Source organism: Pseudomonas svalbardensis (assembly GCF_030053115.1).
Lineage (GTDB): Bacteria > Pseudomonadota > Gammaproteobacteria > Pseudomonadales > Pseudomonadaceae > Aquipseudomonas > Aquipseudomonas svalbardensis.
On sequence record NZ_CP125619.1, the window covers coordinates 2,092,274 to 2,104,526 of the forward strand.

Sequence of the window (12,253 nt, forward strand, 5' to 3'; positions counted from 1 at the left end):
CCGCGTTTTTTCAGCATGAACGCGTTATCGTTGGCGACCATCGCGAGCAGGCTCGATCCTACAATGATTGGCAGCGTGGTCGGTGAACGCTGCCTTTAAGATTCAAGTAGGGCGGGCTCCTCTGGAAGCCGCCCTTTTTTGTGCAAGAGCATTATGCAAAGCAGCAGCAACCTATTTCCTGTCGCCCTGATCAGCGCCGAGCGGCGCGGCGATCTGAGCGAAGACGTCTATCGTCTGAAACCCGGTAACAGCCCTGACGGCACCGTCGAGCTGGCTGTGACGCGCCTGGGCATGGCGGATGGCTCAGGCGCGCGTGGCGTTCCGGTTATTTTGCTTCACGGCAGCTTTTCCAATCGCCGGTTCTGGTTTTCCCCGAAGGGGCTTGGACTGGGTGCCTATCTGACGCGTCTGGGATTCGATGTATGGATTCCCGAAATGCGTGGCCACGGCCTGTCCCAGCGTAACCAGAACTACCGCAAGAACCGCGTTGCCGACTACGCCCGTTACGATTTGCCGGCCATTGGCGCGTTCGTGCGGGAGCAGAGCGGCCAGGTCCCGCACTGGATCGGTCACTCGCTGGGCGGGATTACGCTGGCGGCTGGACTGGGTGGGGAGTACATCGGCGAGCCGGTGGTGGCTTCCGCGGCGTTTTTTGGTACGCAAATCAGCCGCACCTACTGGCCGTTGAAGATTCCGCCGGTGGAGTGGAGCGGGCGCTTCATTCTCAAACGTTTTGCCCAGCTGTCCGGTTCACGGCTCAAGCGCGGCCCGGAGGACGAGCCCATTGGCCTGGCCCTGGAAAGCATGCGCTGGTATGGCCTGTTCGGGCGCTTTGGCGATGCCGATAAGGATTGGTGGGCCGGATTGGCCGACGTTCAGTTACCGGTATTGGCCGTGAGTGCCGCAGGTGACCATCAGGACCCGAGCTGGGCTTGTCGCAAGCTGTTCGATCAGGTGGGTTCCGAGCATAAGCAATTCATCAACCTGGGTCGCGAACAGGGCTTTGGCGATAATTTCGGTCATGTGGAGATGCTCGTCAGCAAAGCCGCCCAGACTGAAGTCTGGCCGCTGGTGGCGCGCTGGTTGGCAGATCAGCAAACGCCATTGCTGGGTGAAAAACCGGATCTGGCTGCGAAGGTCTGAGCCTGATGCTCTAACAAGGGCATTTCGCTCTGTTCGGCTTGCGGCTAAGATATGACGCATTGAGCTGTTCTGGTCACGTTTCGACACCCTCGATTGTCTTCCTCTTTACAGGAGTTTCTCGATGAATCATTACCTCACGCCTGACCTGTGCGACGCCTATCCGGAGCTGGTGCAGGTGCTGGAACCGATGTTCAGCAATTTCGGTGGCCGTGATTCTTTCGGCGGCGAAATCGTGACCATCAAATGCTTCGAAGACAACTCGCTGGTCAAGGAACAAGCCGAGCTCAAGGGCAATGGCAAGGTGTTGGTGGTCGACGGTGGCGGTTCCCTGCGTCGTGCGCTGCTGGGCGACTTGATTGCCGAGAAAGCCGCGAAAAACGGTTGGGAAGGGCTGGTGATCTACGGTTGCATCCGTGACGTCGACGTCATTGCGCAAACCGATCTAGGTGTTCAGGCGCTGGCCAGCCACCCGATGAAAACCGACAAACGCGGCATCGGCGATCTCAACGTAGCCGTGACCTTTGCTGGCGTGACGTTCCATCCAGGCCATTACATCTACGCGGATAACAATGGCGTGATCATCTCGCCAAGTCCGCTGAAGATGCCTGAATAAAGCGCTACACCAACAAAGGGGTGAGGATGTTCGAGGAAGAAAACGCGCAGTGGGGGCTGGTGCATGCCCTGGTGCTGGACGGTAAAGGCGGTGCGCGTTCGATAGCCCGGACTGAACTCGATGACTTGCAGCTACAGGCCCATGAAAGCCTGTGGCTGCACTGGGATCGCAGTCATCCGCAAACCCGGACCTGGTTGCGAAAATCCAGCGGTCTGAGCGAATTCAGCTGTGATCTTTTACTTGAAGAAAACACCCGGCCGCGTCTTTTACAGCTTTCGGACAGCGAACTGCTGCTATTTTTGCGTGGGGTCAACCTGAACCCGGGTGCCGAGCCGGAAGACATGGTCTCGGTGCGGATTTTCGCGTCAGCCCAGCGGGTTATTTCTCTGCGTTTGCGTCCGTTGCGCGCCACCGATGAGTTGCTGGTGCAGCTCGCCGAAGGCAAAGGACCGAAAACGGCGTCAGAACTCATCCTTTATATGGCGCAATACCTCACCAACAAGGTGCAGGATCTGGTCAGTTGCCTCTCGGAAGTGGTCGATGAGGAAGAAGAAAAGCTGGATGCCGACGAACGGTACACGCCCGAGCACGGTGCCGTTTTGCAGATCCGTCGAAGGGCCGCTGCGCTGAAACGTTTTCTTGCACCGCAGCGGGAAATATTCGGGCAGCTGACACGGATAAAACTGCCTTGGTTCGTCGAAGACGACGGTGATTACTGGAACGAATTGAACAACAGCCTGACTCGGTATCTCGAGGAGCTGGAATTGACTCGGGAGCGGGTGGGGTTGGTCCTCGAGGCTGAAGATAGACGTTTGAGCGTGCGAATGAACCGCACGATGTACCGCTTCGGGATCATCACCGGGATCTTTTTGCCGATGAGTTTTCTGGCGGGGCTTTTAGGTATCAATGTCGGCGGGATTCCGTTCTCTGCAAGCCCCTATGGCTTCCTGATCGCGTGTCTGATGATGGTCTCGGTGGCGCTAGGGCAGTGGTGGTTGTTCCGACGTTTGCGCTGGGTCTGAGGGTGAGCCATGTGACCCGAGCAAATTTGACCGCGTCTTTCACAGACATCACGAGAGGTGCGTATGCACGATCCGTTTGAACAGTCTTTGCGTGACATGCTCAAGGCATCACCGTCCACCCGGGACGATGATGCGTGCCTTGGGCGTGTACTGAAAACCGCCAACCGCCAGGTCGGCGCCGGTGATCTGTTCAGCCTGCTGGGCCGCTGGTTGCCCGCGCTGATGATTGCCTTGAATAATGGATCGGCCCATGTCGCTCCGGTTTCCCGTCACCGTAAACCTACCGTTCGCACTGCTGATAAGGCTGATTGAATATGGAACTTGATCTCTGGACTCAGAGCCTCGTCACTGCAATGACTGCGTTATGGACCAAGGTTGCAAATTTCATCCCGAACCTGTTCGGCGCACTGGTTGTGTTGCTGTTGGGTTTCGTCGTTGCGAAACTTTTGGACACTTTGCTGTCGAAGTTGCTCGCCAAGCTGGGGCTCGATCGCCTGATGGGCGGCACTGGACTGACCAAATTGCTGTCTCGGGCCGGCCTTCAAGTGCCGATCTCGACCTTGATCGGAAAGATCGTCTATTGGTTCGTTCTGCTGATTTTTCTGGTTTCGGCCGCAGAATCCCTTGGACTTGAGCGAGTTTCGGCTACGCTTGATATGCTTGCGCTGTATTTGCCGAAAGTATTTGGCGCCGCGCTGGTGCTGCTGGTGGGTGTTTTGCTCGCGCAATTGGCCAATGGGCTGGTGCGGGGGGCGGCAGAGGGCGTAGGGCTGGACTACGCTGCGGGCCTGGGGCGAATTGCCCAGGGCCTGGTGATTATCATCAGTATTTCGGTCGCAATCAGCCAGTTGGAGGTCAAAACTGACCTGCTCAACCACGTGATTGTGATTGTATTGATTACCGTTGGTCTGGCGGTTGCGCTGGCCATGGGGTTGGGAAGCCGGGAAATTGCCGGTCAGATTCTTGCGGGAATCTATGTGCGTGAGTTGTATCAGGTTGGGCAACAAGTGCGTGTTGGCGAGGTCGAAGGTCAGATCGAAGAGATCGGCACGGTTAAAACCACATTGCTGACCGATGAGGGTGAGCTAGTCTCTCTTTCCAATCGGATTCTCTTGGAACAGCATGTGAGTAGCCGCTAACCCGGCAAACCCTGCTAATGTATGCCGCCGCAAAAATGCCCTGAAAAGGGTTGCGGCGGACATTGACCTGACTGTCGGCCCGACTTGTTTTGAATAAAGCTCAATCGCTGTCCACGCGCTACGACCCCCGCGAGCTCTCTGATGAGGAGTTGGTCGCGCGCTCGCATACCGAGCTGTTTCACGTAACGCGCGCCTATGAAGAACTGATGCGGCGTTACCAGCGAACATTATTTAACGTCTGTGCACGGTATCTTGGGAACGATCGTGACGCAGACGATGTCTGTCAGGAAGTGATGTTGAAGGTGCTGTATGGCCTGAAGAACTTCGAGGGCAAATCGAAGTTCAAGACATGGCTATATAGCATCACGTACAACGAGTGCATCACGCAGTATCGGAAAGAACGGCGAAAGCGTCGCTTGATGGATGCTTTGAGTCTGGACCCCCTTGAGGAAGCGTCTGAAGAAAAGGCGCCGAAACCCGAGGACAAGGGTGGACTCGATCGCTGGTTAGTGTATGTGAACCCGATTGACCGTGAAATTCTGGTGCTACGATTTGTCGCAGAGCTGGAATTTCAAGAGATCGCGGATATCATGCACATGGGTTTGAGTGCGACAAAAATGCGTTACAAACGTGCTCTAGATAAATTGCGTGAGAAATTTGCAGGCATTGCTGAAACTTAGTTCGGCGCAAATATCTCTTACGTGTAGGCAAGTTCTGATAGACTTGCCGCCGAGTTGTCCCCCGGTTTGCGGGACTGCTTCACAATCACCAGATGGGGATTTAACGGATGAAACTGAAAAACACCTTGGGCTTGGCCATTGGTTCTTTGATTGCCGCCACTTCGTTCGGCGCTCTGGCACAAGGCCAAGGCGCAGTTGAAATCGAAGGCTTCGCCAAGAAAGAACAATTCGACAGCGCTCGTAACTTCAAGAACAACGGCAACCTGTTCGGCGGTTCGATCGGCTACTTCCTGACCGACGACGTTGAACTGCGTCTGGCTTACGACGAAGTGCACAACGTGCGTTCCGACGACGGTCGTAACATCAAGGGCGCTAACACCGCTCTGGACGCTCTGTACCACTTCAACAACCCGGGCGACATGTTGCGTCCGTACGTATCGGCTGGCTTCTCCGATCAAAGCATCGGTCAGAATGGCTCCGGCGGTCGTAACCGTTCCACTTTCGCCAACGTTGGCGGCGGTGCCAAGCTGTACTTCACCGAGAACTTCTACGCCCGTGCTGGCGTTGAAGCTCAATACAACATCGACCAGGGCGACACCGAGTGGGCTCCAAGCGTCGGTATCGGTGTGAACTTCGGTGGCGGCTCCAAGCCTGCTGCTGCTCCAGTTCCAGCACCAGCTGAAGTCTGCTCCGACAGCGACAACGATGGCGTTTGCGACAACGTTGACAAGTGCCCGGACACCCCAGCCAACGTAACTGTTGACGCTGATGGCTGCCCAGCAGTTGCTGAAGTTGTTCGTGTTGAGCTGGACGTGAAATTCGACTTCGACAAGTCGGTAGTCAAGCCTAACAGCTACGGCGACATCAAAAACCTCGCTGACTTCATGAAGCAGTACCCATCCACCAGCACTACTGTTGAAGGTCACACTGACTCCGTCGGTCCTGACGCTTACAACCAGAAACTGTCTGAGCGCCGTGCAAACGCCGTTAAGCAAGTTCTGACCAACCAGTACGGTGTTGAATCGTCCCGCGTTCAGTCTGTTGGCTACGGCGAATCCCGCCCAGTTGCTGACAACGCGACTAAAGCTGGCCAAGCTGTAAACCGTCGCGTAGAAGCGCAGGTTGAAGCTAACGCTAAGTAATTAGCGCGCAGCTCTGAAAAGCCCGGCTTAGGCCGGGCTTTTCTTTGTCTGCGATTTGGTGAGGGCAGGGTTGAAGCAGGGAGAGTCAGGCTGACAGATTGACTGCATTCGCGGGAAAATCAGATACCGACAGGGGTACTTCTGCACAGGCCGCAACCGCGCCGATGACCAGGATTGCTGGGCTTTTCAACTCAAAGGCGTGGGCATCTTCTTCCATCGCTGTCAGATCGCTCCGACATTCACGTTGGTGTGGCAGGGAAGCGTTTTCAATCATCGCCACCGGTGTATCCGCCGCCATTCCTCCGGCGAGCAACTGCTCACGAATCTCGCTCAGTTTTGCGACACCCATATACACCACCAGCGTCGTGCCACCTTGGGCCAGGGCTTGCCAGTTCAGACTGCTGCCATCCTGAGTGTGGGCGGTGACCAGCGTCACGCCGCGCGCAACACCCCGCAGGGTCAACGGAATATCGCATTGCGTTGCGCCGGCAAGCCCGGCAGTGATGCCGTTGACCAGTTCCACTTCGACCCCATGCTCACGCAGCCACTGCGCCTCTTCGCCGCCCCGGCCAAAAATGCACGGGTCGCCACCCTTGAGCCGCACCACGCATTTACCGTGGCGGGCATAACGAAGCATCAGGCGATGAATGAATGCCTGAGGTGTGGAGCGACAGCCGCCGCGCTTGCCCACGGGAATGATCCGCGCCTGCGGGCAATGCTCCAGCACCGCGTCGTTGACCAGGTCATCGATCAGCACCACATCCGCTTCGCTCAACGCCCGCACGGCCTTGAGGGTCAACAGTTCCGGATCGCCAGGACCCGCACCCACCAGCCAGACTTTTGCGCTCATAGTGTTTTCCTCACGAGGTGACGGCGACCGGCTGCGCAGTGGCGGCCAGCAGACGCTTGATTTCCGGGACGCAGGAGCCGCATTGCGTGCCGCAGCCCAATTCTTGTTTCAAGCCCTGCAGGTCCAGGCCGCGGCTAATGCCGGCGCAGACCGCGCTTTGGCTGACGTTTTTGCAGTTGCACAGGGTTTTGTTACCGATGGCCGGCGTACGGGTGTTGCCCGGTGGTGCGCTCAGCGGTGCCAGCAGCCAGCGCCGCAGCTGTTCGTCAGCGCGACCTTCCAGCCACAGGCTTTGCAGCCAGTGTTGGGCAAGGGTTTCACCGGCCAGGCGAATGGCAGTGATCCGGCCGTTCTCGATCCGCACCCGTTTACCGATGGAGCGCCGTGGGTCGTCGTAGGCCAAAACCGGGCCATCGTTGAGTCCCAGGCATTGATCGATATCACGCAGCAATTGCGGATCGGGCGCGACGGCGCTGGCCGCGCGTACCAGCAGCGCGGGGCGTTCGCGGCCGGCCAGGCTGAGGCTGACGTAGGAAAGCGCCTCACAGAGCGGCCGTAGCGTCTCAAAATGCTGTTGAACATCGCCCTCGATCAGGGCGAACAGGTTCCACGGCAGTTCCACCGGTTCCAGGCGCACGCCGCTGTGTTTGAGTTCGGGCTGTTTCGATAGCGGGTCGAAGGCGGGAAGAGTGAGGGTATTTACGCCGCCCTTGAGGAAGCGATCACCCCAATGCATTGGCAGAAAGGCCTGGCCGGGTCGCACGCTGTCGTCACCGCCGACGGCGACAATCAACGCGCCACGGCGACTTTTCAGGCTGACCAGGTCGCCCGATTGCAGCCGATGCCGGCGTAGTTCATCCGGGTGCAAACTCAACACGGCTTCGCTGACGTGGCCGAATAGTTGTGCGGCGGTGCCGGTGCGGCTCATGCCGTGCCATTGATCCCGCAGGCGGCCGGTGATCAGGGTCAGCGGGAAGCGCGCGTCGCGTTGTTCCTTGGCGGCGCGATACGGGTCAGCCACGAATTGCGCACGTCCACTGGCCGTCGGGAAAATTCCGTCCAGGTACAGCCGCGCCGTACCTTCGCTGGCGCCAGTGGGGAAGGGCCATTGCTGCGGGCCGAGGTGGTCGATCAGTGCATGACTGATGCCGGACAAGTCCAGATCACGCCCGCGCGTCAATTGCTTGTACTCGTCGAAGACCTGCGCCGGGTTTTCAAAGGCAAACAGGCTGGTTTGATCGGGACGTAGATATTTTTCCAGGCGCTGTGCGAAATCAACGGTGATCGCCCAGTCAGAGCGGGCTTCGCCGGGTGCGACGATGGCTCGACGAACGTGGGAAATGCGCCGTTCGGAGTTGGTCACCGTACCGTCCTTTTCGCCCCAACTGGCGGCGGGCAACAACAGGTCTGCGAAGGCTGCGGTTTCGGTGGTGCGAAAGGCCTCCTGCAATACCACGAACGGGCAGGCTTGCAGTGCCGCGCGCACGGCGGTTTGATCCGGCATTGATTGCGCAGGGTTGGTGCAGGCGATCCACAGTGCCTTGATTTTTCCGCTGCGCATCTGCTCAAACAACTCGATAGCGGTGAGCCCGGTGTTTGCAGGCAGTTGATCCACGCCCCAATACGCTGCCACTTCCGCGCGATCTTCGGCATTGGCGGCCTCGCGATGGCCGGGCAGCAGGTTCGACAAGCTGCCGGTTTCGCGACCACCCATGGCGTTTGGCTGACCGGTCAGGGAGAACGGTCCTGCACCGGGGCGGCCGATTTGTCCGGTGGCCAGGTGCAGGTTGATCAGCGCACTGTTTTTCGCGCTGCCGGCGGTGGACTGGTTCAAGCCCATGCACCACAGCGACAGGAAGCTCGGTGAAGTGCCAACCCATTCGGCGCATTGCTGCAGTTGCTCGACGCTGATCCCGCAGAGCTGCGAAACCATCTGCGGCGTGTAATCGCGCACCAGGTTTTTCAGTTCGGCCAAGCCTTCGGTGTGGGCCTTGATGAAGTCGCGGTCGACCCAGTCTTCCCACAACAGCAGGTGCAAAATCCCATGGAACAACGCGACATCGGTGCCCGGCAGAATCGCCAGGTGCAGGTCAGCCAAATCGCAGGTGTCGGTACGACGCGGGTCGATGACGATGACTTTCATCTGCGGCCGGCGGGATTTCGCTTCCTCCAGGCGACGGAAAAGTATCGGGTGGGCGTAGGCCATGTTGCTGCCGACGATCATCACGCAGTCGCTCAATTCCAGGTCTTCGTAGCTGCATGGCGGTGCGTCGGCGCCCAGGCTGCGCTTGTAGCCGACCACTGCCGAAGACATGCACAGGCGCGAATTGCTGTCGATGTTGTTGGTGCCCACCAGCGCTCGCGCCAGTTTGTTGAAGGCGTAGTAATCCTCGGTCAGCAATTGCCCGGAAATGTAGAACGCCACGCTGTCCGGGCCGTGTTCGGCGATGGTTTCGGCAAAAACGCTGGCGGCGTGATCGAGGGCGGTATCCCAGTCAGTGCGGCTGCGTGCCAGGCCTTTTCCCAGGCGCAGTTCGGGATACAACGCCCGGGCCGCGAGGTCGCCGGTCAGGTGCAAGGTAGAGCCTTTACTGCACAGTTTGCCGAAGTTGGCCGGGTGGGTCGGATCGCCGCTGACGCCGAGAATGCGCTCGCCGTCATGCTCGATCAGCACGCCGCAGCCGACCCCGCAATAGCAGCAGGTGGAAGCGGTGATCTGGTTCATCAGCTTGCTTCCCGCAGGGCCAGAAACACCCGGCCATTCTCGACCCGTGCTGAATGGTGGTGAGCGCAACCGATGTCCGGGGCCTGTGCTTCGCCGGTTTCCAGGTCGATCTGCCAGTTATGCAGCGGGCAGGCGACCCGTTTGCCGTAGATCAAACCTTGGGACAGTGGCCCGCCCTTGTGCGGGCAGCGGTCATCGAGTGCGAAAACCTCATTGTCGCTGGTACGAAAAATCGCGATGTCGCCTTTCGGGCCGGCAATGATCCGCGAGCCCAGGGCATTGATTTCTTCCAGTGCGCAGATATCCAGCCAGTTCATGCCGGCACCTCCAGATTCTTCACCGTGATGACGTCGAATTCTTTCTTCAGCAGCGGCTGTTCCAGGCGTTCCTTCCACGGGTCCTGTTCGAACGACAAGGAGAATTGCAAGCGATCGTTGAGTGCCTTGCGCCGCTCCGGGTCTTCCAGCACGGCTTTCTTGATGTGTTCCATGCCGACCCGTTGCAGGTAGTGCACGGTGCGTTCGAGGTAGAAAGCTTCTTCGCGATAGAGCTGCAGGAACGCGCCGTTGTATTCGCGCACTTCCTCGGCGGTCTTGAGCTTGACGAAGAATTCCGCGACTTCGGTTTTGATCCCGCCGTTGCCACCGATGTACATCTCCCAGCCCGAATCCACGCCGATAATTCCGACGTCCTTGATGCCTGCTTCCGAACAGTTGCGAGGGCAACCGGAGACGGCCAGTTTCACTTTGTGCGGCGACCACATGTTGAACAGGTCGTGCTCAAGCTCGATGCCCAGTTGCGTGGAGTTCTGGGTACCGAAGCGGCAGAACTCACTGCCGACGCAGGTTTTCACGGTGCGGATGGATTTGCCGTAGGCGTGGCCGGACGGCATGTCGAGGTCCTTCCAGACGCCCGGCAGGTCCTGCTTCTTGATCCCCAGCAAATCGATACGCTGGCCGCCGGTCACCTTGATCATTGGCACGTTGTATTTGTCGGCCACGTCGGCAATGCGCCGCAGCTCCGAAGGATTGGTCACACCGCCCCACATCCGCGGGACTACAGAGTAAGTGCCGTCTTTCTGAATGTTGGCGTGGGCCCGTTCGTTGATCAGGCGCGATTGCGGGTCGTCCTTGGCTTCGCCAGGCCAGGTGGAAATCAGGTAGTAGTTGAGCGCCGGCCGGCACGTGGCGCAGCCGTTCGGCGTGCGCCAGTTCAAATAGCTCAGGGTGCCGGAGATGGTCAGCAGATGCTGCTCGCGGATGGCCTGGCGGATTTGCCCGTGGTTCAAGTCGCTGCAACCGCAAATGGCTTTTTCGCTTTTCGGTTTGACGTCCGCTGCGCCGCCCACGGTGTTGATCAGGATCTGTTCCACCAACCCGGCGCAGGAGCCGCAGGAGCTGGCAGCCTTGGTGTGTTTCTTGACGTCGTCGACGCTGAACAACCCGTGCTCCTGAATCGCCTTGACGATGGTGCCTTTGCACACGCCGTTGCAGCCGCAGACTTCGGCGGTGTCGGCCATGCTCATGGCTTTGTCCTGGCCTTGATGTCCTACATCGCCTAAAGCGTTTTCACCGAACATCAGGTGATCGCGGATCTCGTCGATGGCGTGATTCTCACGGATCTGCCGGAAATACCAGCCACCGTCTGCCGTATCGCCGTACAGACAGGCCCCGACCAGCACGTCATCCTTGATCACCAGTTTTTTGTAGACCCCGCCGATAGGGTCGGAAAGGGTGATGGTTTCGGTGCCTTCGCCGCCCATGAAGTCGCCGGCGGAGAACAGGTCGATGCCGGTGACTTTCAATTTGGTCGACGTCACCGAGCCCTTGTAGGTGGCGAAGCCCAATTGGGCGAGGTGGTTGGCGCAGACCTTGGCCTGTTCGAACAGCGGCGCCACCAGGCCGTAAGCGATGCCGCGGTGACTGGCGCATTCGCCGATGGCGTAGATGCGTGGGTCGTAGGTTTGCAGGGTGTCGTTGACCAGAATCCCGCGGTTGCAGGGAATACCGGATTTTTCCGCGAGTTCGGTGTTGGGTCGAATACCGGCGGCCATCACCACCAGGTCGGCGGGGATGATGTCGCCATTCTTGAACTCAACCGAGCCGACCCGGCCATTGCCGGCATCGTGCAGGGCCTGGGTTTGCTCGCAAAGACGAAAGTGCAGGCCGCGGGCTTCCAGGGCGGTTTGCAGCAACTGACCGCTGGTTTTGTCCAGTTGCCGTTCCAGCAGCCATTCACCGATGTGCACCACGGTGACGTGCATGCCGCGCAGCATCAGGCCGTTGGCGGCTTCCAGGCCGAGCAGGCCGCCACCGATCACAACGGCGTGCTTGTGGGTTTTCGCGGTGTCGATCATTGCTTGGGTGTCGGCGATGTCGCGGTAGCCGATCACGCCGTCCAAGGTGTTGCCGGGGATCGGCAGGATGAACGGAGTCGAGCCGGTGGCGATCAGCAGGCGATCGTATTCGGCCTCGCTGCCGTCTTCGGCGATAACCCGGCGTTTGACCCGGTCGATCTCCACCACTTTGCGGTTGAGCAGCAGCTTGATGTTGTTGTCCAGGTACCAGTCCAGATCGTTCAGCACGATCTCTTCGAAGGTTTGTTCGCCGGCCAGCACGGGCGACAGCAGGATGCGGTTGTAGTTGGTATGAGGTTCGGCGCCGAAGACCGTGATGTCGTACAGCTCATTGCTCAACTTGAGCAGTTCTTCCAGGGTGCGAACCCCGGCCATGCCGTTGCCGATCATCACCAGTTTTAGTTTTTTCATCAGGTTCTCCGGGGAGCTCGGACCCGCCTCATCAGGGCTTTCAGGTCTTGCTCGACAAAATTTGCGCAAACAAAAAAAGGCGTCCCGCTAGTTGCCTAGCGAGGACGCCTTTGTCCTGGTCCCGTTCTCTCGGGCAGCGCATCCTTCATCGTTGAAGGCTGGGCTTTATGTA

Annotated in this window: 11 protein-coding genes; 7 read left to right on the forward strand and 4 right to left on the reverse strand. The window is 58.8% G+C overall.

What is annotated here, in order from left to right; all coding sequences use genetic code 11:
• Positions 1-153: 153 nt before the first annotated feature.
• From QFX16_RS09565 to QFX16_RS09595, 7 genes are all read left to right on the forward strand, one after another.
• Positions 154-1,143, forward strand: coding sequence for an alpha/beta fold hydrolase (locus QFX16_RS09565; RefSeq protein ID WP_283183725.1), 990 nt, complete (start codon positions 154-156; stop codon positions 1,141-1,143).
• Between the two features lie 121 nt (positions 1,144-1,264).
• The gene (gene rraA / locus QFX16_RS09570) at positions 1,265-1,756 is read left to right on the forward strand and encodes a ribonuclease E activity regulator RraA (protein ID WP_150655274.1); all 492 of its coding nucleotides are present in this window, start codon (positions 1,265-1,267) and stop codon (positions 1,754-1,756) included.
• 26 nt (positions 1,757-1,782) lie between these two features.
• Positions 1,783-2,778: a divalent cation transporter CmaX gene (gene cmaX, locus QFX16_RS09575; RefSeq protein ID WP_283183726.1), complete on the forward strand. Its 996-nt coding sequence runs from the start codon at positions 1,783-1,785 to the stop codon at positions 2,776-2,778.
• Between the two features lie 63 nt (positions 2,779-2,841).
• Complete coding sequence (locus QFX16_RS09580; protein WP_008146303.1) at positions 2,842-3,090, forward strand: hypothetical protein; 249 nt, start codon at positions 2,842-2,844, stop codon at positions 3,088-3,090.
• A 2-nt stretch (positions 3,091-3,092) separates the two neighbouring features.
• Entirely contained in the window at positions 3,093-3,917 is an 825-nt protein-coding gene (locus QFX16_RS09585; protein WP_008027407.1) for a mechanosensitive ion channel family protein, read from the forward strand.
• Positions 3,918-4,006: 89 nt separating this feature from the next.
• Positions 4,007-4,597 (forward strand): RNA polymerase sigma factor SigX, encoded by a 591-nt coding sequence (sigX, locus tag QFX16_RS09590; RefSeq protein ID WP_008146300.1) that lies wholly within the window; start codon positions 4,007-4,009, stop codon positions 4,595-4,597.
• 107 nt (positions 4,598-4,704) lie between these two features.
• Complete coding sequence (locus QFX16_RS09595) at positions 4,705-5,739, forward strand: OmpA family protein (protein WP_283183727.1); 1,035 nt, start codon at positions 4,705-4,707, stop codon at positions 5,737-5,739.
• Positions 5,740-5,824: 85 nt separating this feature from the next.
• Here QFX16_RS09595 and cobA read toward each other — a convergent pair whose 3' ends face one another.
• Genes cobA through nirB form a run of 4 tightly spaced genes read right to left on the reverse strand, consistent with a single transcriptional unit; the run spans position 5,825 to position 12,081 of the window.
• On the reverse strand, positions 5,825-6,589 hold the full coding sequence (gene cobA / locus QFX16_RS09600) for a uroporphyrinogen-III C-methyltransferase (protein WP_283183728.1): 765 nt from the start codon (positions 6,587-6,589) through the stop codon (positions 5,825-5,827).
• Between the two features lie 10 nt (positions 6,590-6,599).
• Entirely contained in the window at positions 6,600-9,314 is a 2,715-nt protein-coding gene (locus tag QFX16_RS09605; RefSeq protein WP_283183729.1) for a nitrate reductase, read from the reverse strand.
• The gene (gene nirD, locus QFX16_RS09610; protein WP_283183730.1) at positions 9,314-9,631 is read right to left on the reverse strand and encodes a nitrite reductase small subunit NirD; all 318 of its coding nucleotides are present in this window, start codon (positions 9,629-9,631) and stop codon (positions 9,314-9,316) included. Before nirD ends, QFX16_RS09605 begins: the two co-directional genes overlap by 1 nt.
• Positions 9,628-12,081: a nitrite reductase large subunit NirB gene (gene nirB, locus QFX16_RS09615; protein WP_283183731.1), complete on the reverse strand. Its 2,454-nt coding sequence runs from the start codon at positions 12,079-12,081 to the stop codon at positions 9,628-9,630. Before nirB ends, nirD begins: the two co-directional genes overlap by 4 nt.
• Positions 12,082-12,253 lie beyond the last annotated feature (172 nt).

Coding starts and splice junctions, on each gene's coding strand:
- QFX16_RS09580 (WP_008146303.1), top strand. CDS start 2,842: ATGCACGATCCGTTTGAACAGTCTTTGCGTGACATGCTCAAGGCATCA.
- QFX16_RS09595 (WP_283183727.1), top strand. CDS start 4,705: ATGAAACTGAAAAACACCTTGGGCTTGGCCATTGGTTCTTTGATTGCC.
- nirB (WP_283183731.1), bottom strand. CDS start 12,081: ATGAAAAAACTAAAACTGGTGATGATCGGCAACGGCATGGCCGGGGTT.
- QFX16_RS09585 (WP_008027407.1), top strand. CDS start 3,093: ATGGAACTTGATCTCTGGACTCAGAGCCTCGTCACTGCAATGACTGCG.
- QFX16_RS09565 (WP_283183725.1), top strand. CDS start 154: ATGCAAAGCAGCAGCAACCTATTTCCTGTCGCCCTGATCAGCGCCGAG.
- QFX16_RS09605 (WP_283183729.1), bottom strand. CDS start 9,314: ATGAACCAGATCACCGCTTCCACCTGCTGCTATTGCGGGGTCGGCTGC.
- nirD (WP_283183730.1), bottom strand. CDS start 9,631: ATGAACTGGCTGGATATCTGCGCACTGGAAGAAATCAATGCCCTGGGC.
- cobA (WP_283183728.1), bottom strand. CDS start 6,589: ATGAGCGCAAAAGTCTGGCTGGTGGGTGCGGGTCCTGGCGATCCGGAA.
- cmaX (WP_283183726.1), top strand. CDS start 1,783: ATGTTCGAGGAAGAAAACGCGCAGTGGGGGCTGGTGCATGCCCTGGTG.
- rraA (WP_150655274.1), top strand. CDS start 1,265: ATGAATCATTACCTCACGCCTGACCTGTGCGACGCCTATCCGGAGCTG.